This window comes from Candidatus Acididesulfobacter guangdongensis, assembly GCA_004195045.1.
Taxonomy (GTDB): Bacteria; SZUA-79; SZUA-79; order Acidulodesulfobacterales; family Acidulodesulfobacteraceae; genus Acididesulfobacter; species Acididesulfobacter guangdongensis.
The window spans coordinates 498,796-525,099 of record SGBC01000001.1; the positions used below are offsets into that span (position 1 = coordinate 498,796).

General features: G+C 34.0%; 21 protein-coding genes. 9 read left to right on the top strand and 12 right to left on the bottom strand.

What is annotated here, in order from left to right; genetic code table 11:
- Positions 1–3 precede the first annotated feature (3 nt).
- The 10 genes from EVJ46_02370 to EVJ46_02415 all read right to left on the bottom strand — a co-directional run bounded on the left by EVJ46_02370 (position 4) and on the right by EVJ46_02415 (position 13,334).
- Positions 4–1,482, bottom strand: a complete 1,479-nt coding sequence (locus EVJ46_02370) for a glutamyl-tRNA reductase (GenBank protein RZD17096.1) — start codon at positions 1,480–1,482, stop codon at positions 4–6.
- Positions 1,483–1,560: 78 nt separating this feature from the next.
- Entirely contained in the window at positions 1,561–2,448 is an 888-nt protein-coding gene (locus EVJ46_02375) for a hypothetical protein (protein RZD17097.1), read from the bottom strand.
- Positions 2,445–3,095 carry a bifunctional precorrin-2 dehydrogenase/sirohydrochlorin ferrochelatase gene (locus tag EVJ46_02380; protein ID RZD17098.1) on the bottom strand — a complete coding sequence of 217 codons (651 nt, stop codon included), beginning with the start codon at positions 3,093–3,095 and terminating at the stop codon, positions 2,445–2,447. The genes EVJ46_02375 and EVJ46_02380 overlap by 4 nt, the downstream gene beginning before the upstream one ends.
- Positions 3,096–3,165: 70 nt before the next feature.
- A complete protein-coding gene (gene amrA, locus EVJ46_02385; protein RZD17099.1) occupies positions 3,166–3,732 on the bottom strand; it encodes an AmmeMemoRadiSam system protein A in 567 nt (188 codons plus the stop codon).
- Between the two features lie 223 nt (positions 3,733–3,955).
- Complete coding sequence (locus tag EVJ46_02390; GenBank protein ID RZD17449.1) at positions 3,956–4,372, bottom strand: OsmC family peroxiredoxin; 417 nt, start codon at positions 4,370–4,372, stop codon at positions 3,956–3,958.
- 233 nt (positions 4,373–4,605) lie between these two features.
- Positions 4,606–5,646 (bottom strand): NAD(P)-dependent glycerol-3-phosphate dehydrogenase, encoded by a 1,041-nt coding sequence (locus tag EVJ46_02395; GenBank protein RZD17100.1) that lies wholly within the window; start codon positions 5,644–5,646, stop codon positions 4,606–4,608.
- Positions 5,647–5,696: 50 nt separating this feature from the next.
- On the bottom strand, positions 5,697–8,138 hold the full coding sequence (gyrA, locus tag EVJ46_02400; GenBank protein ID RZD17101.1) for a DNA gyrase subunit A: 2,442 nt from the start codon (positions 8,136–8,138) through the stop codon (positions 5,697–5,699).
- 194 nt (positions 8,139–8,332) lie between these two features.
- Positions 8,333–9,382 (bottom strand): GTP 3',8-cyclase MoaA, encoded by a 1,050-nt coding sequence (moaA, locus tag EVJ46_02405; GenBank protein RZD17102.1) that lies wholly within the window; start codon positions 9,380–9,382, stop codon positions 8,333–8,335.
- A 2-nt stretch (positions 9,383–9,384) separates the two neighbouring features.
- Positions 9,385–11,772, bottom strand: a complete 2,388-nt coding sequence (locus EVJ46_02410; protein ID RZD17103.1) for a PBP1A family penicillin-binding protein — start codon at positions 11,770–11,772, stop codon at positions 9,385–9,387.
- A gap of 68 nt (positions 11,773–11,840) precedes the next feature.
- Positions 11,841–13,334 (bottom strand): hypothetical protein, encoded by a 1,494-nt coding sequence (locus EVJ46_02415; protein ID RZD17104.1) that lies wholly within the window; start codon positions 13,332–13,334, stop codon positions 11,841–11,843.
- A gap of 331 nt (positions 13,335–13,665) precedes the next feature.
- Here EVJ46_02415 and EVJ46_02420 point away from each other — a divergent pair, with 331 nt between their 5' ends.
- The 3 genes from EVJ46_02420 (at position 13,666) to EVJ46_02430 (ending at position 18,520) form a co-directional block, all read left to right on the top strand.
- Complete coding sequence (locus EVJ46_02420) at positions 13,666–15,087, top strand: hypothetical protein (GenBank protein ID RZD17105.1); 1,422 nt, start codon at positions 13,666–13,668, stop codon at positions 15,085–15,087.
- The gene (gene topA / locus EVJ46_02425; GenBank protein ID RZD17106.1) at positions 15,084–17,486 is read left to right on the top strand and encodes a type I DNA topoisomerase; all 2,403 of its coding nucleotides are present in this window, start codon (positions 15,084–15,086) and stop codon (positions 17,484–17,486) included. The genes EVJ46_02420 and topA overlap by 4 nt, the downstream gene beginning before the upstream one ends.
- Before the next feature lie 203 nt (positions 17,487–17,689).
- Positions 17,690–18,520, top strand: coding sequence for a HAMP domain-containing protein (locus EVJ46_02430; GenBank protein RZD17107.1), 831 nt, complete (start codon positions 17,690–17,692; stop codon positions 18,518–18,520).
- 50 nt (positions 18,521–18,570) lie between these two features.
- On the opposite strand, the gene EVJ46_02435 is transcribed toward EVJ46_02430, so the two are convergent.
- Together EVJ46_02435 and EVJ46_02440 are read right to left on the bottom strand one after the other, a co-directional pair.
- Positions 18,571–19,284 carry a Maf-like protein gene (locus tag EVJ46_02435; GenBank protein ID RZD17108.1) on the bottom strand — a complete coding sequence of 238 codons (714 nt, stop codon included), beginning with the start codon at positions 19,282–19,284 and terminating at the stop codon, positions 18,571–18,573.
- Positions 19,285–19,345: 61 nt separating this feature from the next.
- Positions 19,346–20,353: a pyrroline-5-carboxylate reductase gene (locus tag EVJ46_02440; protein ID RZD17109.1), complete on the bottom strand. Its 1,008-nt coding sequence runs from the start codon at positions 20,351–20,353 to the stop codon at positions 19,346–19,348.
- Positions 20,354–20,699: 346 nt separating this feature from the next.
- Here EVJ46_02440 and EVJ46_02445 point away from each other — a divergent pair, with 346 nt between their 5' ends.
- The 6 genes from EVJ46_02445 (at position 20,700) to EVJ46_02470 (ending at position 26,156) form a co-directional block, all read left to right on the top strand.
- A complete protein-coding gene (locus tag EVJ46_02445; protein RZD17110.1) occupies positions 20,700–21,539 on the top strand; it encodes a fumarate hydratase in 840 nt (279 codons plus the stop codon).
- A gap of 187 nt (positions 21,540–21,726) precedes the next feature.
- Complete coding sequence (locus tag EVJ46_02450) at positions 21,727–22,287, top strand: Fe-S-containing hydro-lyase (GenBank protein RZD17111.1); 561 nt, start codon at positions 21,727–21,729, stop codon at positions 22,285–22,287.
- Between the two features lie 69 nt (positions 22,288–22,356).
- Positions 22,357–23,520 carry an ADP-forming succinate--CoA ligase subunit beta gene (locus EVJ46_02455; GenBank protein ID RZD17112.1) on the top strand — a complete coding sequence of 388 codons (1,164 nt, stop codon included), beginning with the start codon at positions 22,357–22,359 and terminating at the stop codon, positions 23,518–23,520.
- A 217-nt stretch (positions 23,521–23,737) separates the two neighbouring features.
- Positions 23,738–24,616: a succinate--CoA ligase subunit alpha gene (sucD, locus tag EVJ46_02460; GenBank protein RZD17113.1), complete on the top strand. Its 879-nt coding sequence runs from the start codon at positions 23,738–23,740 to the stop codon at positions 24,614–24,616.
- A gap of 201 nt (positions 24,617–24,817) precedes the next feature.
- A complete protein-coding gene (locus EVJ46_02465) occupies positions 24,818–25,012 on the top strand; it encodes a 4Fe-4S dicluster domain-containing protein (protein ID RZD17450.1) in 195 nt (64 codons plus the stop codon).
- Between the two features lie 13 nt (positions 25,013–25,025).
- Positions 25,026–26,156, top strand: a complete 1,131-nt coding sequence (locus EVJ46_02470) for a 2-oxoacid:acceptor oxidoreductase subunit alpha (GenBank protein ID RZD17114.1) — start codon at positions 25,026–25,028, stop codon at positions 26,154–26,156.
- The last annotated feature ends 148 nt before the right edge of the window (positions 26,157–26,304 follow it).

Consider the following 26,304-nt stretch of genomic DNA (forward strand, 5'->3'; position numbering starts at 1 on the left):
TAATTATTTAGCTTTATTATTATTCAATTGAATAATTTTATTGTTGTAATAATGTCCATTGTTTGCGTTATTTGCATTATCGCCGTCTGCTCCATAGTCTTCTGCGTCTTCTGCGTTCAATATTCCTTTTTCAACCTCTTTGCTTTCTTGAGATATACTGTTAAGATTTATTTCCAGATCGAAAAGTATTTTGGCTGCTTCCATAAGATTTAACCCGTTAAAATCAACCTCGGATCTTTTAATTTTTGTAATAGGTTCGTGAAGAATCTTATTTGTGATAGAATTCACTATTGCTTCTATATTCTCATCTTTATTATTTATATATTTACACAATTCAGCCGAAAGAATACCGTTAACTTTATTTCTTAAATTTACAATTATCGGAACGGCATTAAGGGAATTTTTCCAATTTATAAAGTCTTCCGCTTCTTCGTCTATTATTTTTTCTGCAAAATCTGCCTCCTGCTGCCTTACGTCAAGATTATTTTCAATAATTTTGCCGATATCGTCAATATCAAAAAGATATACATTGGAAATTTTATTTATTTCAGGGTCAATATTGCGCGGAACGGATATATCTATTAAAAAAATCGGTCTCTGCTTGCGCATTTTAATAATAGGCTGAATATCTTCATATTTTATAATATATGAATCTGCTCCGGTGGAACATAATACTATATCGGCTACCGTCAATATTTTATAATATTCGTTAAAGTCAACAATCGTCTTGGAATCGTATCCGTCTAATTCCTCCGCAAGTTTAACAGCCTTTTCTCTTGTTCTGTTTGTAATAAATATTTCACTGACTCCCTGCTTTATAAAATGTTTGGCTGCAATTTTCCCCATTTCTCCAGTTCCAAGCAGTAAAACCTTTTTATTGCTTATATCATTAAATATTTTTTTAGCAAGTTCCACGGCGGCATAGCTTATCGAAACAGGCGCTGCCGCTATTTTTGTTTCTGTCCTTACCCTTTTAGCGCAGTAAAAAGACTTATGAAAAAGTTTGTTTAAAATTAAACCGGTATTTTTAAATTCACAGGCTTCATTATATGATTCTTTAATCTGGCCTAAAATTTGCGGTTCTCCTATTATCATGGAATCTAAGCTTGATGCAACTTTAAAAAAATGAAGTATCGCTTCAGAATTTTTATACGTATAAAACATATTCTGCAATTCTTCATTTGCAAAATTCTCACCGAATAAATATTTAATTATAATATTTTTTATAACTAATACATAGTCGGTATTTTTATTGCCGCCCGAAGAATTACCGGATACCGCGAATATAAACTCGGCTCTGTTGCATGTAGAAATTATTGCGGATTCTTGAATTAACTGTTTTCCGGTTTCTTCATTAAATAAACGTTTGATATTAAAAATAAATTCATTCCTCAATTCTTTTGTAAGAATTTTCTTTGATACTTCTTCTCTGTGAATTATATCCGAAGATTTATGATTTAATCCGGTAATAATAATTTCCATATTAATTTAGTTTAATTAATTATAAAAGCAATTATAAGTAAGGTTGAGATATCAATATATAATTTTATTTTATCCCGTTTATTTTAATCCGTGAAATTCAGGAAACAAGTACAGGGAAAAGCCCACTGTCAAAATAATCATAATAAAACCTGCTATACTAAGCATAGCCGCTTTATTACCCCTTAAGCCTTTAGCAACGCGTTCGTGCAGCAAAATTGCGTATATAAGCCATGTAATCAGTGAAATAATTTCAATTGGTTTTACCGAAGCCACCGACTTAAACAAAGCGCTTGAAAGATATATGCCTATTACTATGCCTGCGGTTAAAGCAGGAAATCCTAATTTTAGACACTGATAATTCATATTATCCAACAATTCCAAATTGTACCCCTTGCCTAAATTAAAGTAATTAAAATTCCTGCGAAAATTAAATAATCTGCCCTCATTTTTGCCGCTGCTGTTTTTATTGCCGCTATTTATAATTTTCAAATTCTTTTTAAGCTTTAGTTTTCTTTCCTGAAGAATATATATTAAAGATAAAATAAATGCAAGGGTGAACAGCGAATCACCCGTTAATATAAGAACAATGTGCGCTATTAAAAGCCATGAATCTACTTTTAATATAGTGTTGATATCCATAGAAGGCGCAAAATAAGATATTAATAATGCAGCAATGACTATCGGTGTTGCATAGATAACAATATATTTAGCTTTGTATAAAAGTTCAAAAAGAATAACTATGAGCATGAGTATCCACGAATTGAAAAAAATCATCAAATCGATAGGTATAATCATGGTAAAATGATATTTGTCTAAACCTGCAATAACAATTATACTCTGAATAACAAAAGTGAAATAGATTAAAAAAATAAAGGAATTATATGGATTATTTTTCTTAATATAAAGAACTGCATAGGATAAAAAAAATAATAAAATCGGGATAAAATAATAATTTTTAAAAATCATTTACAAGCTTCCTCGAGGAAATCGCTTAAAAATAAACTTATATCATTATATTTTTTTTCCTTCACCATAACAAAAAGTTCAGATGAAAGAAGTTTGCCGAATATTTCCTGATTTTTTTTCTGCGGCAGATTCTTCTTCTTTACTTCTTTTCTGACTAAACCCAGAATCTTTACAAAGACCGTATATTCTTCTCCATATATTTTTTCTAAACTTTCTCTGATCTTTCTTGCAAAAAGAGGACTGAGTCCGCCGGTAAACACGGCTATTTCAAATTCTCCTCTAGAAACTAAAGCCGGAAGCGTGAATGTACATAGCGCCGGTTTATCGGCAACGTTTATCAAAATATTTTTTTTTATACATCTTTCATATAATTTTTCTTCCGTTTTTTTGTTTGATTCGGTAGAAGAAATAGCGCAAAAAACTGCAAAAAAACCATCCTCATCGCCAATTTTATATATGCTTTTAATCCATTTAATTTTTGCTTTTTTAGCTGCATCATAAATTTCATTTGTAATCTCAGGGGAAATGACAGTTATTACGGCGCCCTTTTCAATAAGCCGCTCTATTTTTCTTGATGCGACATTCCCTCCGCCGACAACAAGCACTTTTTTTTCAAAAATATTTAAACCTATAGGATAATATTTCATAAAAAACTTTTAATTTTAAGTATTTTGCCTTCAAAAAAAAATTATATAATTACTTAATTAATTTGCAAACTCACTCGCCAAAAATTTCTGCCGAAAATATATAAATATCCGCATTTTCTTTGTAGGCATCTTCGGGTAATCCCGCTTTTTGAGATACCGCTTCTAAAAATTGCGTTTTATTCATATGGTATTCTGTTGCTACCTGAGGCAGCAAAACACCGTGATACGGTCCTTTCATTATATATAAGCCGTGCTTTCCTATTATAATTTCATCAAGACTGCCGATTTTTTCTAAAGGACTTAAAACTGATATTTCAATACTGATTTTACTTAGCTCGGAGATGGATAGAGGCATGAACCTCGGGTCATTGAATGCGGCTTCGTATGCCATTTTATATATATTTTTGTAAATTGGCTCATTTGAAATAAAATTTCCGATACATCCCCTTAACTGTTCGCCGTTAAATTTCAAGGTTACAAAAACTCCGGCTTTTTTCCTCAAATTGTCCGTCAAAGAATTTAAAAGTTCATCGGAGTTCAGATAGGCGTCTTTTTTTCCGTTTAAAGAATCTTCTATGGATTTCCGGGCAATTCTAATCAGCTGTTTTTTTTCATTATCGTTTAAATTAAATTCCATAATTGTATACCTGCTTTAATATATTTATATATTTAATATATTTCAAAATATTTTAGAAATTTATTTTGACCCTTTTGACCCCTATTTATAATAATCTAATAATGCAATGCGCAAATACTTACGACATATTTAGTATTATAATATATTTAAAAACATTTTAAAAATTTATTTGATTTTATCTTGATTTAAGAGATTCTATATCACCGTATATAATCATAAGTTTTCATGCAATATTATAAGAAAATTCTATATCGGCAGCCTTCTGGAGCATTGCCCAGACGCTGCAGTATTTGTCTTTTGAAAGAAAAATTGCCCTGTCTACCGCTTCTTTATCAATATTTACCCCTTTAAAATTATAAATGATGTTTATTTTAGTAAAAACCATCGGATGGGATTCGGCTCTCTGCCCTCTGACCGTCACGTCAAAAGATTCAATGACCTGTCTTTTCTTATTTAAAATTGATATAATATCCATTGAACTGCAGCCCGCAAGACTGACAAGAAGAAGCTCCGTCGGTTTTATACCTTCATCGCCGCCGCCTACGTCTTTTGATGTATCCATGATTACCTTATAATCAGGATTAGACGAAGAATATGCTTCAAATTGCAAATCCTTTATGTGATTAATCTTTATCTCCATTATATCCGGCATAATAGTTTTCCTCCTTCGGCTCGTATCATATCGGTAAATAAATCCGACGGTTATTAGTTATTTTTATATATCTGCTTTTTATCAGCTTTATCTGCTTTATTATTTATTTATTTTATATTTTTCGGTATTTATTCAATATGTTGCTTAACCGAGCAAAGAAATGCATAAATATTTTCTATTGCAGAATTAAGGTTAAAGTTTAATTAATTAAATTAAGCCGGTTAGTCAAATTCATTTTTAATATCTCTTTGAAGAAGCATTTTTATAGCATCATGCGGTTTTAAACCTTCATAAAGCACTAAATATACAATTTCGGTTATAGGCATATAAATATTTTTTTGTTTTGCTAATATGTGTACCGATTTGGTAGTAGTAACCCCTTCTGCAATCATTTTCATATTGTGAGTTATTGAATCGAGACTCATTCCTTGAGCAATTTTTAAACCTACCGTTCTGTTTCTGCTTAAATCAGATGTAGAAGTTAAAATTAAATCGCCTAAACCGGATAATCCTGCAAAAGTTTGCCTGTCTGCCCCCATGGCTTCGCCAAATCTTGTAATCTCGGCTATGCCCCGGGTCAATAATGCTGCTCTGGCATTATAGCCTAATTTTAATCCATCGGAGATACCGGCTGCAAGCGCTATAATATTTTTAAGCGCCCCTCCAAGCTCTAATCCCTTTACGTCGTTCAGCGTATATATTCGGAAATTTTGATTGTTTTTAAAAAAGTCTTTAATATCTGCAAGCAATAAATCATTTGATGACGCTATGCAAACAGCCGTGGGAAGACCGGCAGCCACTTCGGCGGCAAAACTAGGTCCGCTCAGCATAGCATACTTTTCAAGCATTTTCTTTCCAAGTATGTTAAAAAAAACTTCATGCGGCATTTCCAAAGTATTCAGCCCGACTCCTTTTGCGGTATTAATAAAAATATACTCGCTAAAATCAAACTGAGCTTCATACCGCTTGATTTCTTCGAGCGTACTTTTTAAAGCTAATGACGGAACAACTAAAAATATTATGTTCGCATTTTTAAAAACAGGTTCAAACGTATCTTCTATGATAATATTTTCTTTTAAAACTATTCCGGGCAGGTAATCAAAGTTTTGCCTGCATTGCTGCAATTTTTTGGCAAATTCCGGATTCCTGCATTTCAGGTAAACTTTGTCAGCATATTTAGCAAAATTAACTGCTAAGGCAGTTCCGAAACTTCCTGCTCCTATAATTCCCGGCACAAAACCGCCATTATTATTTTTTTTCATAGAATACACTTTTAAAGTAAAATTTACGAATTATATTATAATAATAAATATTAATCCGCCGTTTCTTCTTCTGTTTCATCAGATGCGGATGCTACAATGGCGTTAGAAACTTTTTCTTCTTCACTAAGTCCTATGAGTTTTACACCCATTGTATTCCTTCCTATACTGCGAAGATTGGATGCTTTAATTCTTATAATCCGACCTGAAGAAGTTATTAAAATTATATCATTATCTTCTTTTACTTTTAGAACGGCTATAACATTGCCGTTTCTTTTGCCTGTTTTAATAGCTATAAGCCCGCTTCCGCCTCTATTTTGCTTACGAAACTCCGTCATGGTCGTCTTTTTGCCGTAGCCGTTCTCTGTAATACCCACAAGGAAATCATCTTTAGACGTTAAAATATCCATAGAAACTACAGCGTCGTCTTTTAGAAGTTTTATTCCCCTTACGCCCATAGCGCCTCTTGCAAGAAGCCTGTAATCATTTATGTCGGAACAAATTGATTTGCCTAATTTTGTCGCTATTGTTATTAAGGTGTCCCGTAAAGAGTTATCCACAATCTTAACGCTTATAACTTCATCTCCTTCTCTGAGCTTCACGGCTATCAATCCGCCCTTTCTCACATTTGCAAAATGAATCAGGGAAGTTTTTATAATTTGTCCTTTTTTTGTTGCAATAATTAATGAATAGCCTTCGTTAAAATTTTTAACCGGTACAAAAAATGAAATTTTTTCATTTTCTCTTAAATTAAGAAGATTAACTATCGGTTTTCCTTTTGACTGTTTCTGCGTTTCAGGAATATCGTAAACTTTAAGTTTATATGCTATCCCTAAGTTAGTCAGGAATAGTACACTGTCGTGAGCCATTGCGCAAAAAGAATCCGTTACAAAATCATCTTCTTTTGATTTTATACCTATATGTCCGCGCCCGCCTCTATGCTGAGATTGGAAGGAATCAAGCTTAGTTCTTTTTATGTATCCGCTTCCAGTCATCATAACAATCATTTCATCATTGGGAATAAAATCTATTTCATTTACTTCCGCTTCTTCGACAACTATTTCGGTTTTTCTCGGATCTCCAAATTTTTCTTTTATAAAAATTAGTTCATCTTTTATAATTTTTACGATAAGATTTTCATTAGCTAATATTTCTTTCAGTTTATTGACCTTACTTAATATTTCTTCATATTCTTTTATAAGCTGTTCTCTTTCCAAGTTGGTTATCTTTTCGAGTTTCATATCAAGAATAGCCTGCGCCTGAATGTCTGAAAAATTATATTTTTTAATAAGAGCCGCCTTAGCTTCTTTCGGAGATGCAGACATTTTTATTAATTCAATAACTTCGTCGATATTTTGAGCCGCTATTCTCAGAGCTTCTAATATATGAAGTCTCGCCTGCGCTTTTTTTAATTCGAATAATGTTCTTTTGACCACTACTTCTTTTCTAAAATCGATAAAATATGAAAGTACCGATTTCAGATTGAGCACCTTCGGCTGATTGTTCACTATCGCAAGCATAATGACTCCGAATGTTTCTTCGAGCTGCGTATGCGAAAAAAGTTTATTCATCAAAATAGTTTCATTTGCATCTCTTTTAAGTTCGATAACAACCCTCAGTCCTTCCCTGTCTGATTCATCTCTCAAATCTGATATTCCTTCCACTCTCTTGTCTCTGACAAGTTCTGCAATTTTTTCAAGTATTTTAGCTTTATTAACCATATATGGAACTTCGGTTATAATTATTTTATCTTTTTCGGTATGATATTTAGCCCTTACTTTAACAATGCCTCTTCCGGTGTTAAAATAGTTTATTATGCCGGAATATCCGTAAACTATGCCGCCAGTGGGAAAATCGGGTCCTTTCATAAATTTCATAAGGTCATTTATCAGACAATCCGGATTGTCCATAAAATACAGTAATGCGTCTATAGTTTCGCTTAAATTATGAGGCGGTATATTTGAAGCCATACCTACCGCAATTCCTGAAGATCCGTTAATAAGCAGATTAGGAAATTTTGCCGGCAAGATTGTAGGTTCTTTTAACGAACCGTCATAGTTTGGAATAAAATCAACCGTTTCATTGTCTATGTCGTCAAGCATAAAAGAAGACAGTTTTGTCATTCTGATTTCGGTATATCTCATAGCAGCCGGAGGGTCTCCGTCAATAGAGCCGAAATTTCCCTGCCCGTCGACTAACGGATATCTTAATGAAATGTCCTGCGCCATTCTGACTATTGAGTCGTAAACTGCCGAGTCTCCATGCGGATGATATTTACCTATAACATCTCCGACGATTCTTGCGGATTTTTTGTATGGTTTATTGTAATCATTGCCTATTTCGTTCATAGCAAATAAAATCCTTCTGTGAACAGGCTTTAATCCGTCTTTGATTTCAGGCAGCGCCCTTCCGATAATAACGCTCATAGCATAGTCAAGATAAGACTGCCTCATTTCATCTTCAATGTTAATATTGATAATATTATTCTGCTCCATCTACAGTTTAGCCTCCGATTGATTTGTAATATATAATAATTGATATCTTGCTATTGGCATTTATATTAGTTAATTTACACCTGTTTCAATGTATGACGAGTGCACACGGTATTCTGAATACTCGTCTAAGTATACTCGTTAAGCCTTATTTGGCGGTTTCCTGCCCATGATCATTTGCATCTATAAAACATTAATTACCCCCCTATTTTATTCATATAAATATTACCGGCTGCTGCAATATTGCTGTTTTGAAGATTATCAGTTTCATTTTTATTGTTTTTATTATTGAATAAATGAGTCTGCCGTTTTTTTTGTAATATATTTAATAAATATTTATAGATATATTCGTCAGATGCATTGCTGTTTAAAATTTCTTTTATATCATATTCTTCATCATAAAAAAGACAAAGCCGCAATTTACCGGATGCAGTTATTCTAAGTCTGTTGCAATCATTGCAGAAATGTTCGGATAACGGGCTGATAAAACCTATTACAGCCTTATTATTTTTTTGAGCTGAAAAATAATATTCTTTGCTGACGGAACAATCGCCGATTTTCTTAGGTTCAAAATCTTTATGCTCTATCTTAATTTTATCTATCAGTTCTTTTGAAGTAATTGTTTGATTTATATTTTGCCCTATAGGCATATATTCTATAAATCTTAAATTAAGCTCATTTTTTACTGCAAAATTTATAAAATTCATCAATTCTTTGTCGTTGTCGCCGCGCATCAATACCGTATTTATTTTAATTGGTTCAAAACCCACGGTTTTCGCAATATCAATACCCTTTAGAACGGAATCAAGATTGCCGCCCCGCGTTAATTTGCTGAAAATCTCATTGTCTAATGAATCAAGACTTATATTTATTCTTTTAAGTCCTGCATTATATAAATCTTGCGCATACTTATCAAGAAGGATGCCGTTAGTGGTCATGGCTATATCTTTTATGCCGCCGATATTGTTCAATTTTTCAATAAAATTGACGACACCTTTTCTGACAAGAGGCTCTCCGCCGGTAATTCTTATTTTATTAACGCCATAGCCGGCCAGTATATTAACAAATTTTAAGATTTCTTCATAAGATAGCATCTCGCTATGGCTGAGCAATCGAACTCCGTCTTCCGGCATACAATATACACATCTTAAGTTGCATCTGTCGGTCAAAGAAATTCTTAAATAGGTAATCTGCCTTCCGAAACCGTCAACTAAAAGTTGAGCCGGTTCATTATTATTAATATCCATAATTAAGGCATCTCAAAAAAAGACTGGGGGTTTGATATCTTCTCCGTTTTTGCCGTCGATTTCGGTTCAGTTCCTGCAATATAAGGCATTAAAACGGGGTCCTGAAAGCTTGAATCGGCAAGCAGTCCGGTATGAGGGTTTATTTCTGCAAAAACAATCCCCGAAGGTATCTTAAACGGTTTGGGCTTAAAAATCATTAATGCTTTTGACATATATCCATACCATATCGGAGCCGCCGTTATAGCCCCTACCATAAATCTGCCCATAGAATGAAAATCATCCAGTCCCGTCCATACGGCCGTCACAAGGGAAGATGTATAGCCGACAAACACTCCGTCTCTATATTGACTAGAAGAGCCTGTTTTACCTGCTACATACGGAGTAATGCTTCTTATTTTAGATATCGTAACACCTGTTCCGTTTGTAATAACACGTTCAAGCATATTTGTCAGCACAAAAGAAACCTGAGGCGACAACACCTGTTTGCATTCAGGCTTTTTATAATATAATATTTTACCCTGGGGCGTTAATATTTTTACTATAAAAACAGGTTTGCACTCAGTGCCGCTGTTAGCAAATGCAGTATATCCGTCGGCTAAATCTACGAGCCTCACGCTTGATGAACCCAATGCCATCGTCAGATTATGCACAAGGTGATGCAGTCCCATTCTATTGGCAAGCGCTACGACTTTATTGACGCCGACTTTATCTAAAAGCTTAACCGCAATAACATCTATAGAATGAGCCAGCCCAATCAAAAGGGTTGTCGGTCCCGTAAATCTTCTTGAAAAATTATGCGGTTTATAGTATTTTCCGGGAACGCCTGTCGGATAAATTACAGGCGTATTGTTGATAATTGAAGACGGCGTATATCCCAGCGTTAAGGCTTCGGCATAAACAAAAGGTTTAAATGCCGAACCGGTCTGCCTTTTAGAATACAAAGCACGGTTAAATTCAGTATCTTTATAGCTATATCCGCCAACCATAGCTCTTACATAACCGTTCTTCGGTTCTATCGATATCAATGCCCCTTCTATTACGTCTTTTTCTTCAAGTGAAAATACAGGGGTATGATTTCTGTTAAAACCGTCAAATTTTGCCAGAATTTCATACCCGGGCTTCAACGCTTGCCCTGCATTATTTATTCGTCTATAGGCAAAATAAACATAACGCTGAAATTTAGTTGCCCATCTCATATTGCTTACAGGAATAATACCGTTATATTTCCCCACTGATATATAAGCTGCCTGTCCATTTTTTGAGATTCCGGTCACAAAAGCTTTATAGGTATAGTCCTTATAAAGACTTTTTATATTGTTTCTGTCCATTCTGATAGCGCTTTTCATCTGTGAATAAGAAAGGATTTTCAGCGGACCGGTATAACCGTATTCATGGGATAAAATCTTTAGATGCGATTTTACCGATTTATCGGCATACTCCTGAGCTCTGGCGCTTAAAGCAGAATAAATTTTTAATCCGCCTTCTTTATATATCTGTTTACCATATCTTGAAATTATCAGCTGTTTTATTAAAGCAACATAATATGGAGCTACTCCGGCGTATTTAAAATAGTCGTTTAATACAATAGGCGTATTATATGCCTGGATAGCCTGCTGTTTGGTTATAAAACCGTCCTTATACATCTGATTCAAAACATATTTTTGCCGCCTCTTCATGTCTTTAAAATGAATAAAAGGATCAAGAAATGACGGCGCCTGCGGCAATCCGCCAAGCATAGCGGCTTCAGCCAGATTAAGTTTCCAGACCGGTTTGCCGAAATAGCTCAAGGATGCCGCTTCTATTCCGTAGGAACCGTTTCCCAGATAAATCTGGTTTAAATATATATCTAAGATGTCATTTTTTGATAAATGGTCGGCTATGCGGTATGCAAGTATGGCCTCCCTTAATTTCCATATATAAGTTCTTTGATATGGAACAAGTATTGTTTTAGCAACCTGCTGAGTTATTGTAGAACCGCCTTCCACAATATGCCCAGCCATCAAATTTACGATAAAAGCCCTTAAAATTGCTTTAAAATCAATAGGTCCTTGATTATAAAAATTTTTATCTTCAGCGGCTAAAAAAGCTTCTCTTACCTGAACCGGTATATCAGAAAAAGGCACTACTTCCCTGTTGACAGGGCCAAGATATCCAACGAGTTTGCCCGTTGACGAATATACATAATTAACCTGCTGGGGATGATAATCTCTAAGGGATGTAATATTGGGAACCGTAGAGGCAAGCGAAAAATACAATATAGCTACTATTGCTATAGGCACTACTATAATTACCGATACTGTAATTATAATTATTTTAAACAGACTTTTCTTTTTTTTTATTTTTTTGTTTTCAGTTTCGTTTTTTGTATCATTTTTACTTCTGCTACTCATAATTAAAATCTTCCTGCCACATAATATAATGTGAATATAAAGTTATCTTTATTTATAAATTAATGGGATTAGAAAGGGCTTTTTATTATATATATTTTGTTATTCTTCAGTTGAAAGAGGTAGAGCCCTTTTACAAAATCTCTGCCTTTAATATGACTGATACCGCATACGCCTTTAAAAGATTTGATATTTAGCAGATTGCGGTACAACGATTTTCTGTTTATAGCTGCAGCGCTATGAACGCCGCCGTTAATCTGCATGCTGCTGTTCAGTCCTTTATCGTAAGCATTGCCGCCGTTATGCGTCATTGCAGCCGATCTTATTATGATACTTCCCATGTCATATCCTTCTGCAGACAATATGTTCGGCTTTTCATTATAGTAGTTTTTATAAGATTTTACAAAATTTTTAACTAATTGATTCCTGCTATTCGAAAAAAAACCGTTTGGATAAACTATGCCCTGCATATAAAAACCGTACTTATTCAAGAATGTTTTATTGTCAACTTGACTTAATCCAAAAAGTTTAATTCCGGTAATATTATAATATGCAAGCTGCGTCAATATTAATTTTAATTTTCCGATAGATCCGATTATAAAAAGACCCTTAAACGGAATATACGGTTTTGCTTTTGTAATGCCGTGCATAAGATCATACGGCGTTACACCTAATTGCGCTTCTTCCGCTTTTGTCATATGTCCCTGTCCCATGTCCTGAAATCTGACGAGAGAGGTAAAGTTATAAAAGAAATCAACTCTTCTGTTTCCGTATGCTGTTTCGTCAACAACTTTTATTCCCAATTTGCTGCCTATTGTATTTACATATTGAATCGTTTTTCTGCCGTATGCGTTATCGGGATATATAGCCGATATTTTGGTAATCCCTCGGTTTTTTGCATACTGCAGATCGTTTAATACCTCGTTTTTTACCGTCATTCCATAGTGAAATATATATGGAGACCTGTACTTTGAAAAATTTAACGGAGCAGGTGTAAAAACAGGAATTTTATATACCGAAGAATATTCTGAAAAATATTTGAGTTGTCCGGCAAACAAGGGACCGATAACAGCACTGATATTTTTTTGGGCAATGCTTTTAAATAAATTTTTAATAGAACCGTTTCCTGCGCCGGCAGGAAGACTTATAACGATAAATTTAACATCCGCTTTCTTATGTTTCTGTACTGAAAAGAAAATCCCGTTTAAAAATTGTTTTCCGAAATATTTATATCTGCCTGTTGTCGGCACCACAACGGCGATATCGGTCGGATCATTTTTAACTTCTTTAATTTTCCGATTTTTATTATCGGTTTTCTTTGCAGTATTTACGATATTAGCATCATCTACTTTGTCTATTTTTTTGTCTGCGCCGCCTGCATTGTTCAATAAATCTGCGCCGTAGCCGTAGCATATGCCAAAATTATTAAAACCGGTTGCGAGAGTTAAAAAAACGCCTGCAAGCACAATAATAATTAAAGATAACACTTTATTATTATTATTATTCTTATTACCGCGGATAAAACTGCATTTTAAACTGCTTAAACTGCTATTGAAATATTTCATTAAAAAAAATTAATATGCGTGCTATATTGTTATATTATAGTTATTATATATTTTTATATTATAATTATAAGTTATATTGTCATATTAAAAACTGGCAAAAATTATTTCGTACACTAAAATTATCATATAATAATGTTATAAATAAATCAAAAAACTTCAGCAGCCTATTTAAACATTAATAAATTATAAATTTTGCTGCGCAAATATTTATACAACAATCATAATATCATTCAAAACAAATTATATCATCATTCATTGTTTGATATATAATATTTATTCTAATAATTTTATCATATAATTAAAAATATTTAAAGAAACAAAAAGAAACAATATGAAAAATCAAATAATCGGCACGATCGGAGATATTTATTCCGATAATAATTTAATTAATTTGTTCTATTCTTACCGCAGAATTTTTTCACAGCTTAAAAATGTCCAAAAAAGCGATATAAAAAAAATATTTCAAAAAATTATCGGCTCATACATATCATCAGGTAATAATTGCGGCGATATAACCAGAATTGCAGAAATTCTAAAAACTGAGGCGGCGGAAACATTTAAAATTAATAAAAACGATTTTGACGGATTAAAAAATATTGCCGAAAATGAAATTAATATATTAGATAAATTAAATATTGTGCGTTTTTTAAATATAAGCAATAATAATACGATACCGATGTTTTTATATTATTATAATGCAGATAAACAGGAAAACATTGATAAAAATAATAAAAAAACATCATCGGACTTATCTCTATATTTAAATATCAATTTTATACGTTTTATACGTGAAAAAATATATAACGGTAAAACATATAACGGTAAATTTGTATTTATTACATCTTCAAGATATAAAAACGCCGGTATATTCAAATTTAACAGCGGCTCAATAGACCGTTTAAATAGCCTCATAACCTCTTACGAATCAGACAAAAATCAGAATACGGATGAAAATACAAAAGCACCGTTTAAAACGCAACTTATAGATATTTTATATCTTATAGGAACCGCAAGTGAGGCAGAAAACGCTCTGATAAAAAATTATGCTAAGATTTTCAATCATAAAAATAAAATTATCTTAGCGCCTCATTATCCAATGATCTATTTTTTAGAAAATTATCCGCAATACTCAGAGTTTTCGGCTATTTCTGCTATAAATCCTTTTGAAACAAATTTTAAGTATTGTTATACTTGCAGAAATAATCTAATATCAAATTTAGCATCGGAAATGGTTGTGCTATATTTATCAAAAAACAGTTCTTTAAATAATCTTATTAAAAAATTTGAAAAATCAAATAAAAATGTTAATATCATAGAAAAGTTTATTGAAAATAATAAAATTGCTTCAGCGGGCAAAAAAACAGATATCTCAAACTTAAAAAACGATACTGCTTATGCGGATAATGCGGATAATGCGGACAGCATAAAACATTCCGAGACAGACACGGATATAATATATGCGGGTAAAAGCGATGAGAAAAAAATCAACGGGGCAAATAAATATATATATGAGCTGCAGTGTATTGAAAAAGAAATATTACATTTTCTGGAGCATGGCGGTAAAATAAGCGGCAACACCGGAATAACAATAACGGTTGACGATATAATTAATAATCTAACAAAGATTGTTCAGCAGATAAATCCAGATAATAAAATAAATAAAATTAAAAAAATTATTCTTCAATCAATTTCTTTAATGGAAATTAAAGGCGTTATAAAAAGAGAAATCTCAGGGGTAATAAAAAAAATATGAAAAATTTAGTTATAGTGGAATCTCCATCAAAAGCCAATACAATAAATAAGTACCTCGGCGACAATTATTCTGTCAAGGCCACGATGGGGCATATAAAAGATTTGCCTAAAAGTAAAATAGGCGTCGATATTGAACATGGATTTGAACCTTTTTACGAAATTATAAAAGGCAAGGAAAAGACTGCGGAAGAAATAAAAAAATATGCTAAAGCCGCAGATACTGTTTTCCTTGCCGCCGACCCCGATAGAGAAGGAGAAGCTATAGCATGGAATGTAAAAGAAATTATAGACACCATAAAAGGTAAAAAACCTGCCGTTAAAAGAGTTCTCTTTAATGAAATAACAAAAGACGCCGTTAACGAGGCAATTAAAAATCCGACAGAACTCAATGAATTCATGTTTGAATCCCAGAAAGCCAGAAGAATATTGGATAGATTAGTCGGCTATAATTTAAGCCCTTTTTTATGGAAAAAAGTCGGCAGAGGACTTTCGGCCGGAAGGGTTCAATCGGTTACACTATATTTAATAGTTGAAAGGGAAAAGGAAATTAATAATTTTGTCAAAGAAGAATACTGGACGCTTTCGGCTGTTTTTTTAATCAGAAACAGCGCGGGCAACTCATTTACTATCACCTCAGAACTTGCAAAAATAAATAGCAAAGACCCTGAAATAAAAAATGCGGAAGAAGCTGAAGATATTAAAAATTTACTATTAAGCATAACTGAATATAAAATTAACAGTATAGGCAGAAAATCCGTCAAAAGAAATTCTCCTGTGCCTTTAATTACAAGTACTATGCAGCAGGAAGCTTTTAAAACCATTAGGTTTTCCGTTAAAAAAACAATGAATATCGCACAGAAACTTTATGAAGGAATTGAACTGGGAAAAGTGGATAATATTGGAAAGGGCAAGTTGGGACTTACAGGCCTTATAACTTATATGAGAACAGATTCTACAAGAATATCAGATGTCGCTGCCAAAGCCGCAAATGATTTTATTGTTAAAGAATTCGGGAAAGACTTTGCAAAAAACGGGGCGGCGGTTGTTTCAAAAAAACAAAAAACAAAAAAAATTCAGGATGCTCACGAAGCAATAAGACCTTCAAATGTTTTTTTGACGCCTGAAAAAATAAAAAATTATTTATCTGCCGATGAGTACAAACTTTATAAACTCATATGGACGTATTTTGTCGCTTCGCAGATGTCCCAGAGCATTTATGACCAGTATTCCATAGTAATAAGCGGCAAAGGTGCGGATGAAAATGAATATCTATTTAAAACTGCGGAAAGCGTACTTAAATTTGAAGGATATTTAAAAGTCCTTAATAAACTGCATGAACATTACCAGGAAAACTCAGACTCTGATTCAGGCGAGGAATCAAATTTAAATACGGACAACTCTGCAAATAGCACATATAATAATAAAAAGTCTGAAAACAAAAATAATAAAACCGGCTATAAAGAACAGGATTCAAAATATATTTCAAAAATATTCGAGGTATTAAAAGAAAACGACCCTGCTTTCATCCAAGATTTAAATCTTGCGCAGCACTTCACGGCGCCTCCGTCCAGATATACCGAAGCCTCTCTCGTTAAAGCATTAGATGAAAATGGCGTAGGAAGACCGTCTACTTATCAGACGATTATATCAAATATTAAAAATAAAGATTATGTTGAAACGGAAACCGAAACAAGTTCCGTAGCTAAATTTAAACCGACAGAGCTTGGGATTGTCGTATCTGATATTCTGAAAGAAGGCTTCCCAGATATTTTAGATATTAAATTCACTGCAAATATGGAAAATAAGCTTGATGAAATAGAAAACGGGACTTTGGATAAAAATACCCTGCTAAAAGGATTTTACGATAAACTTATTGAAAGACTAGCGGTTGCGGGAAAAGATATTGCAAGTATAAAAGGCACGTCTATTCCAACAGATATAGTCTGCGATAAATGCGGGAAACCTATGGTCGTAAAATTCGGCAGATTCGGAAAATTTTTGGCGTGCAGCGGTTATCCCGAATGCAAAAATACAAGAGAGCTTTCCTCAAGTACTGAAAGTAATATAGCAGGAGCACAGAATCTAAGCACTGCCGACGGTTCCCAAAACGATGAGAATTCGGGTCATATGTATCAGGCAGACGAACCGGCGGTACTTTGCGAAAAATGCGGAAAACCTATGGTGCTTAAATCAGGCAGATTCGGAAAATTTCTGGCGTGCAGCGGTTATCCCGAATGCAAAAATACAAAACCTGTGCCTCTGAAATCTAATATACCCTGCCCAAACGGGTGCGGAGGCTATCTTGCTATAAAAAAAACAAAAACAGGAAAAAGGTTCTACGGATGTTCAAATTATCCTACCTGTAATTATACGACATGGAAATTACCGAAAACAGAGTAGTTATTATTTATAATTATTTATATTATAATTATAATTATAATATTTACTTATAGTATTGTTATTGTTATATTGCATTATTATTGCTATATTATTATGCACGGCACATTAATATATTATATAATATAGTCATTTATGCAATAATATTAAAATATTAAAAACCAACTTAATTCTATCATTCTATTATTATCTATCTGGAGGCTGAAATGTTTAGCTGGATAAGAGATGTTTCTATCAAAACAAAAATCATCGTTCCTCTTGTTGTATTAATTTTAATACCGATTATTTTAATTTCTTACATTTCATTCAATCTTCAAAAGCAGCTCACTATCTCATTAACAAAACATGATGCGGAGGTTACGGCAAAAACCGCTCTTTCTACTCTTAATACGATGATGCTGACTCATACCATACAAAATAAATCGTACAGAAGAACGCTGATAAAAATATATAAACGAATCAAAGGAATAAAAGGTTTTCAGGTTATACGCGGCAATCTTGTAAATGAAGAGTTTGATAAAAAATTTGGTCCGGGTCTTAAAGAAGAAGAACCGAATTCAAATTTTGACAGAGAAATCCTTGCTTCTCCAATCCCTATAACAAAAGAAATATATAATAACCGTCATGCATATTTAATGGTCGGCATTCCTTTTGTTGCAAAAACGGATTCAAGAGGGATTAATTGCTTAGTTTGCCATAGGGATGCGGTCAGCGGCAGTGTATTGGGCGGAATAAAAATTATCTATTCTTTAAAAGCATTAGACGCTGCACAGTCATATTTTATTAAATATTCCATAATTATAGCTCTAATTTCTATTGTTTTAATTATTATAGTTCTTTACATAATAATTAAAAATGCGATCATCAATCCTACGATAAAATTATCAAAAGCTGCAGATAATATATCGAAAGGCGATTTTAAACAGGAAATTCCGCACACAAGAAATGATGAGATAGGAAAATTGGCAAAATCATTCAGCAGAATGGAAATAAGTCTAAAAAAAGCCATAGAAATGCTTAAGGAAAAACAAAAATAATAAAACGATACTGCTATTAATTATTACATAGGGCTATATTGCGCTAAAAATTATATTAAGTTATATCTTTTAAGCAGAGGGATTAATTTTTCTATACACAAGCCCTCTGCGTTTTTATATGACCCAGAATATGATTCCACTATGTTTTGTGAATCCTGAATGCCGTACGCTCCTGCTTTATCGAAAGGCTTACTTTCACGTATGTAGCCGTATATTTCTTCATCGGATAATTTTTTTATTTTAACTTCCGTCTTATCATATGCAGATTCGTAAAGCCGCATATTTTTATTAATCAGCGCTACGCCGGTGTAAACATTGTGAGCATTGCCGGAAAGCATACTGAGCATATTAAAAGCAGAGACGGCATCTTTCGGTTTGCCTAAAGATAAGCCGCGATTAGCTCTCTGAGGCAATGTGTCAGAAGCAGCAGATGATAATAAAGGTAAATTTACGGTAGAAGAAAACGGCGGCAGACAAGACGACGCTGACGATGCCGATGAATAATGGGCTATAGTATCGCTTAAATCATCAAATATGACGACAGTGTCCGAACCTATGATAAAACAGTCGGGATACCGGTTTTCAATACTTTTCGCTTTATCAAGGGCAAGATTTTCCGCAAATTCAAAAGGTTCAATATCGCCTGAGTATTCCGGCTCATTGATAATTTTATGTTCTGCCGCTATAAAATCAATTTTATATTCTTTTAAAATATCTGAGCGACGGGGCGAAGACGACGCTAAAATTATGCACGGTTTAATCATTTTAAAAATATTTTCACAAAATTTTTATGCAAATAAATATTATTGCTTTGATTATTGATTGCTAATTTCCAAGTTCTTTAGAGCGCAAATAAGCGGCATTAACGGCGGAATCTATAACATATTTAATTCTCCCCTCTTCCAGTTTGCTTAAACCGTATGCGGTAGTGCCTCCGGGAGAGGTTACTAGATCCTTAAGGTCTTTAGTGGAGTATTTGCTAAATTCTTCAGAACTCAAAAGCTCTCCTGAACCTAGTATCGTTTGTACGGCTAAAATAGATGCCGTGTTTCGAGGCAGTCCCAATTTGACGGCAGCTTCAATAAAACCTTCGGCAATTAAAAATAAATAAGCCGGACCGCTTCCGCTGACGGCGGTAACCGCATCAAAATATTTTTCCTCAATGGTCAGAACCTTTGAAGACATTTCAAGAATGTTTTTTACTTTATTGTAATCCTCTTCCTTCACGGCATTATTATAACAAACGGCGCTCATACCTTTTCCGGCGAGTGAATTTATATTCGGCATAATTCTAATAATTTTAGGATTATATTTGCCGCGGAATTTTTCATAAAATAATCTGTCGATAGCTTCAATCTTCACACCGCCTGCTATTGACACAAAAATAAGATCTTTAATTTTACCGTCAGAAGAAGAATTAACAGAATTTTTATCGTGAGCCTCAACGCCTGCATTATGGCCGTTGTTTGTGAAATTTGCATCATTTGCATTATTATCCGATATATTTATCGTATCTGCTTTGTTAATATTATCATTGCCGCTGCTGCCGAAAATCTCATGAAACATATGCAGAATAGTATCTGCTGCAATGCTTAAGACATCTGCGACTACATTAGGTTTTACTGCTATAAAAATAATGTCTGAATTTTCGATTATCTCGCCTACGCTGTTTAGAATTGCAATGTCAAAATTACTTTTCATGAATTCCCGCCTTTCTAATGACGGATCGTATATTGCTATGCCTGTATCGTTGGTATTTTTATTATTAATTATCCCCTTTATTAAACCGAATGCCATATTCCCTGCTCCGATAAAACCTATTTTAAGCCCCATAATGAGTTTCTCCAGTTAGTATCTATTTTTTAATTAATATTTTTCCGTTATAATTATATAATGTAGTCGGATTCTGTGTTTTTGCATTATGTTGTTATATTAATTATAATTTAGTACTTAGTACGTATTACGATTGTCGCATATTGTATCACATATCGTAATTTAATGAAAATAAATTATAGCAAAAGGCATTTATATTTGCATCGGAAGATATTTTATAACGCCGATTAATTTATAATAATTTGCTCGTAAATAAAAAATTATTCTTTTATTTATTTTTTTCTTGAAATTATTTTTTAAATGTGTAAAATAATAAGAACATTGATTCTTAAGGGATATTATTATTATGAAAATAATTAAACTTGACCAAATTTCAAACGCTGTTATAGATTTAATAACACACGCTGCATCCAATCTTTCCGAAGATGTTATTAAAAGTCTGAATAATTCATTAGATATTGAAATTTCTGAATCGGGGAAAAGCGTTTTAAATAAAATAATTAAAAATGCAGAAATAGCAAAAAATGAAGACAGGCCTTTGTGCCAGGATACAGGGCTAGCCGTTTTCTTTGTAGAAATAGGCAATGATGTCGCCATAGAAGGCGGAACCATAACCGAAGGCATCAATGAAGGAACAAGAAAAGGTTATGAAAAAGGCTATTTGAGAAAATCAACATGCGATCCTCTGACAAGAAAAAATCTGGGCGACAATACACCTGCTATAATACATTATGAATTTACCGGCGGCGATAAACTAAAAATATCTTACGCTGCCAAAGGCGGCGGCAGTGAGAATATGAGTAGAATAAAAATGATGAAGCCGTCTGACGGAATTCAAGGAATTATTGATTTTGCCGTTGAAACAATGGAAATAGCCGGACCTAATCCATGTCCGCCTAATATCATCGGCATTGGAATAGGCGGAAATTTTGAAAGATCGGCTATTATAGCTAAAAAAGCGCTTTTCAGAAATATCGGAACAATTAATCCGGATAAAGAACTTGCACAAATTGAACAAACCATATATAATAAAATCAACAATATAGGCACTGGACCAATGGGATTCGGCGGCGTCTGCACAGCCTTAGCGGTGCATATAATTAAAGAGCCGTGCCATATCGCAAGTATGCCCGTAGCTATCAATATTGAATGTCATTCCCACAGACATGGGTCTGTCGTTTTATAATTATAATCATAAATATAATAAATATATAAATAAATGCAAATTCAGCAATATTATGTATATTTAAACCTAACTTATATTAACTAATAGAAACTAAATAGAAAATATATTCTAATAAATATTACAATGCAATTATTGTTATTATAGTTATAACTATTAAAAAAATAATTAAAAAATAAAAAAAATAAAAATGGAATTTAAAAAAATAACAACTCCTTTAAGCGAAGATACAATTGCTAAGCTTAGAACAGGCGATGAAGTATTAATAAGCGGCACTATTTATACAGCCAGAGATGAAGCGCACAGAAGACTTACATTGCTGATTGCAGAAAACATGCCGCTGCCGTTTAATATTGAAGGTCAAATTATTTATTATGTCGGTCCTTCACCGGCTAAACCGGGTGAAGTTATAGGTTCGGCAGGTCCCACTACAAGCTACCGCATGGATAAATACGCTCCAACTCTCATGGAGCATGGACTTAAAGGAATGATTGGCAAAGGTAAGCGTTCGGAAGAAGTTAGAAACGCTATAAAAAAGTATAAAGCCGTATATTTTGGCGCAATTGGCGGGGCGGGAGCTTTGATAGCTAAATCCATTAAATCTTCCAGGGTTATTGCCTATGAGGAACTGCTTTCCGAAGCTGTAAGGGAGCTGACCGTTGAAGACTTTCCGGCAATAGTCGTAAATGATATTTTTGGAGGAGATCTGTACAACGAAGGCAAATTAAAATTTGCAGGCAAGTTTAAGTAGTTATGTATTATTATTATGAAGGTTTTTACATAAATATAAATACTTTTAATATTAATAAGGGTTAATCTAATGGATATACATGAATATCAGGCAAAAGAACTGCTTACAAAAAATAATGTCAAAATTTTACGCTCAACTTTGTGCCATAGCGGCGACGAAGCTTATAATGCGGCAATCAGCTTAAATACTCCGGTTGTTGTCGTAAAAGCTCAGGTACATGCAGGCGGCAGAGGCAAAGCGGGCGGCGTCAAAATAGCCAGGACACCGGATGAGGCAAAAAATATAACGGAACAAATGCTGGGAATGACGCTTATAACCGCTCAAACAGGTAAAGACGGTAAAGTAGTGCATAAAGTGCTTGTGGAAGAAGGTGCAGATATTAAAAAAGAACTATATTTATCTGTAACTATCGACAGAAGAACTTCTGATATTGCGTTTGTCGTCAGTGCAGAAGGTGGAATGGAGATTGAAGAAATATCAAAAAAATCGCCTGAAAAAATTCTTACGGTATTAATAAATCCTTCTAACGGCGTTAAATCTTATCACGCGTTAAAAATGTTTTTATTTTTAGGTCTGGATAAATCTATTTATAACGAATTTACTAATTTTGTCACTTTATTATATAACGCCTTTTTGGCGGAAGATATGTCAATGCTTGAAATTAATCCGCTTATTATAACGGGCGGCGGCAATTTGATACCGCTTGACGCAAAAATTGCCCTTGATGATAACGCTTCATTCAGGCATCCATATTATAACGACTTCATTGACGAAGATGAAGAAGACCCGCTTGAAACTAAAGCTAAAAGCGTGGGTCTTAATTATATAAGACTTGACGGAAACGTAGGCTGCATGGTAAACGGAGCCGGACTTGCCATGGCCACTATGGATACTATAAAAGAATTTGGCGCAGCGCCTGCAAACTTTCTTGACGTGGGGGGCACGGCTGACAGCAAAAGAGTTGAAACAGCCTTTAATATTTTATTATCCGATAAAAACGTAAAAGCTATTTTTATTAATATTTTCGGCGGCATAGTAAAATGCGATATGGTAGCGGACGGTGTAATTACAGCCGCAAAAAATATAGGATTAAAACTGCCGGTCGTCATAAGGCTTGAAGGTACAAATGCCGACAAAGCATCTGAGCTTTTAGAAACTTCAGGCTTGAATTTTATTGTGGGAAACTCTTTAGCCGACGGAGCGCGGAAAGTATCAAAAATTGTAAACGGTTAAAATCTAATTATACGGCACCACGATATAATTAATAATTAATATAAATGATATCCGTCACTAAATTACTAACTTATTTTTACTAACTTATTTAATATTAATACTATTAACATGATATAAATATAAATTATATAAGCAGTGTCTGTTATTAATTTTTTAATAAAATGGCGTATGCACCTAATTTAAATAAATTATTATTATAAGGCAAGGTATAAAATTTATGAGTATTCTGATTAATAAAGAAACGTCGGTTCTCGTTCAGGGTGTTACCGGCAAAGAAGGTTCCTTTCATACTTTGAAATGTTTGGAATATGGCACAAAAATCGCAGCGGGCGTAACCCCCTTTAAAGGCGGTTCGTTATTCAACGATTCAATTCCGGTATTTAATACTGTTGCGGAAGCTAAGTCTAATATTAAAATCGATGCGACTGTTATTTTTGTTCCGGCGGTATTCGCATCTTCAAGCGTAATTGAGGCGATAGAGTCGGAAATTCCGCTTATTGTGTGCATAACCGAAGGCATACCTACTCTAGATATGATGAATGTTAAATCTGCATTGAGAGGTTCAAATTCAATTATGATAGGTCCTAATTGCCCGGGAATAATAACTGCGGATGAGTGTAAAATCGGAATTATGCCCGGGTTCATTCACAAAAAGGGTAAAATTGCAGTATTATCGCGAAGCGGAACTTTAACATATGAAGCCGTTAATCAATTAACGGAGGCAGGTTTGGGAGAAACCACCTGTATAGGCATAGGCGGAGACCCTATAATAGGTTCTTCTTTCTTAACCTTTTTAAAAATGTTCGAAAACGATCCTGAGACTGAAGGCGTAGTTTTAATTGGAGAAATAGGCGGAACGCAGGAGGAAGAAGCTTCCGAATATGTAAAAAATTATATGAAAAAGCCTGTCGTCGGATTTATTGCAGGAAAAACCGCCCCTGAAGGGAAAAGAATGGGGCATGCGGGCGCAATAATTTCTGGAGGAAAAGGAACTGCTTCGGAAAAATTGAAAATAATGAAAAAAAACAGGATTCATATCGCCGAAAATCCGTCTGTTATCGCTGAAACAATGATAAAGGCATTAAAAAAGCATTAAAATAAATTTATTTAATTAATTTATTAATTTAAGGAGGCATGTATGCCTAATCAGGACAATCAACATAACACTAACAATAACCCCAATAACTTAAAGTTAAATCAATCCGCAGATGCAACTATTCCCAACTATAAGTCTTGCGACTCAATTGAAATTACCGTTAAACCTGAAAGTAAACTAACAATCAAACAATACACCGGTATGGGTAAAAAAGAAAGGGTCCAGATAGATATAGTAGTTAACTATTGCAAGGGATGCGAATTGTGCGTCGCTTTCTGCCCAGAAGAAGTTCTAGTCATGAATAAAGAAACTGCGGAAGTGATAAATATTTCCAGATGTACAAAGTGTAACATCTGTGAGTATCTTTGTCCGGATTTTTCCATATCTGTAGAATAGGAGGAAACAAATTATGAGCGAAAATATTAAATTAATGCAGGGCAATGAAGCAATCGCCGAAGGAGCTATGATTGCAGGATGTGATTTCTTTGCGGGATATCCTATAACTCCTTCATCCGAAGTTTCAGAAATATTATCGGCAAGACTTACTAAAAAAGGACACATAGTAATTCAGATGGAAGATGAAATAGCAGCGTTGGGAGCTGTTCTGGGAGCTGCGCTCGGAGGAGCAAAAGCTCTAACGGCTACCTCCGGACCTGGTATGTCTTTAAAATCGGAACATATAGGCTATGCCTCTATGTGTGAAATTCCGTGCGTAATAGTTAATGTTATGAGGGGAGGACCTTCTACAGGCAATCCCACGCTGCCTTCTCAGGCGGATATTATGCAGGCAAAATGGGGAACTCACGGGGACCATGCTATTATAGCCATCACACCTTCAAGCGTTAATGAATCTTTTTATGAAACTATAAGAGCTTTTAATCTTGCCGTTAAATACAGAACGCCCGTATTGATACTAACCGACGAGATTATCGGACATATGAGAGAAAAGGTAGTAGTGCCTGAAAAAGATACTTTAGAGATAATTGATATAAAATTGCCGGACGTGCCGCCCTCAGAATATAAACCTTACAATTATACCAGCGGCAAAGTTACGCCTTTAGCTCCCATGGGGGAAGGCTACCGCTTTCATGTAACAGGACTTAGTCACGATGAAACAGGTTTTCCTTCGGCAAAAGTCGAAGTGTTGGAAAATGAGCAGAATTGGCTTATAAATAAGATTTATAATAACGTAAAAGATATTGAAAAATATGAAGAAACCATGACCGAAGACGCAGATATATTAATAGTGGCCTACGGTTCGGTTGCGCGTTCCGCAAAAGCAGCTTTGTCTATTGCAAGAGCAGCGGGTATAAAAGCCGGATTATTCAGACCGATAACAATATGGCCGTTTCCGGAAGAAAGAATTAAAGAATTATCTAAAAAAATAAAAAAAATACTTGTTCCCGAAATGAATATGGGACAGATAATATTGGAAGTCCAGAGAGCAGCTTGTAATAATACCGTAAAAGGACTTAATATTGTCAGCGGGGAACCTATAACGCCCGATAGAATATATTTAAAAATTAAAGAAATGATGTAATGAACGGAGCCGACAAATTAAAACAGATATTGCTGCAATAATATCTTGCAGTAATATCTGTTAATTAATATATATTTATAGAGGCTATTTAATTTGTAAACTTTATAATATATACGCACGTATGTGTGTGTTTGCTTGTACTTTATAA

Coding starts and splice junctions, on each gene's coding strand:
- EVJ46_02370 (RZD17096.1), bottom strand. CDS start 1,482: ATGGAAATTATTATTACCGGATTAAATCATAAATCTTCGGATATAATT.
- EVJ46_02375 (RZD17097.1), bottom strand. CDS start 2,448: ATGATTTTTAAAAATTATTATTTTATCCCGATTTTATTATTTTTTTTA.
- EVJ46_02380 (RZD17098.1), bottom strand. CDS start 3,095: ATGAAATATTATCCTATAGGTTTAAATATTTTTGAAAAAAAAGTGCTT.
- amrA (RZD17099.1), bottom strand. CDS start 3,732: ATGGAATTTAATTTAAACGATAATGAAAAAAAACAGCTGATTAGAATT.
- EVJ46_02390 (RZD17449.1), bottom strand. CDS start 4,372: ATGGAGATAAAGATTAATCACATAAAGGATTTGCAATTTGAAGCATAT.
- EVJ46_02395 (RZD17100.1), bottom strand. CDS start 5,646: ATGAAAAAAAATAATAATGGCGGTTTTGTGCCGGGAATTATAGGAGCA.
- gyrA (RZD17101.1), bottom strand. CDS start 8,138: ATGGAGCAGAATAATATTATCAATATTAACATTGAAGATGAAATGAGG.
- moaA (RZD17102.1), bottom strand. CDS start 9,382: ATGGATATTAATAATAATGAACCGGCTCAACTTTTAGTTGACGGTTTC.
- EVJ46_02410 (RZD17103.1), bottom strand. CDS start 11,772: ATGAGTAGCAGAAGTAAAAATGATACAAAAAACGAAACTGAAAACAAA.
- EVJ46_02415 (RZD17104.1), bottom strand. CDS start 13,334: ATGAAATATTTCAATAGCAGTTTAAGCAGTTTAAAATGCAGTTTTATC.
- EVJ46_02420 (RZD17105.1), top strand. CDS start 13,666: ATGAAAAATCAAATAATCGGCACGATCGGAGATATTTATTCCGATAAT.
- topA (RZD17106.1), top strand. CDS start 15,084: ATGAAAAATTTAGTTATAGTGGAATCTCCATCAAAAGCCAATACAATA.
- EVJ46_02430 (RZD17107.1), top strand. CDS start 17,690: ATGTTTAGCTGGATAAGAGATGTTTCTATCAAAACAAAAATCATCGTT.
- EVJ46_02435 (RZD17108.1), bottom strand. CDS start 19,284: ATGATTAAACCGTGCATAATTTTAGCGTCGTCTTCGCCCCGTCGCTCA.
- EVJ46_02440 (RZD17109.1), bottom strand. CDS start 20,353: ATGGGGCTTAAAATAGGTTTTATCGGAGCAGGGAATATGGCATTCGGT.
- EVJ46_02445 (RZD17110.1), top strand. CDS start 20,700: ATGAAAATAATTAAACTTGACCAAATTTCAAACGCTGTTATAGATTTA.
- EVJ46_02450 (RZD17111.1), top strand. CDS start 21,727: ATGGAATTTAAAAAAATAACAACTCCTTTAAGCGAAGATACAATTGCT.
- EVJ46_02455 (RZD17112.1), top strand. CDS start 22,357: ATGGATATACATGAATATCAGGCAAAAGAACTGCTTACAAAAAATAAT.
- sucD (RZD17113.1), top strand. CDS start 23,738: ATGAGTATTCTGATTAATAAAGAAACGTCGGTTCTCGTTCAGGGTGTT.
- EVJ46_02465 (RZD17450.1), top strand. CDS start 24,818: ATGGGTAAAAAAGAAAGGGTCCAGATAGATATAGTAGTTAACTATTGC.
- EVJ46_02470 (RZD17114.1), top strand. CDS start 25,026: ATGAGCGAAAATATTAAATTAATGCAGGGCAATGAAGCAATCGCCGAA.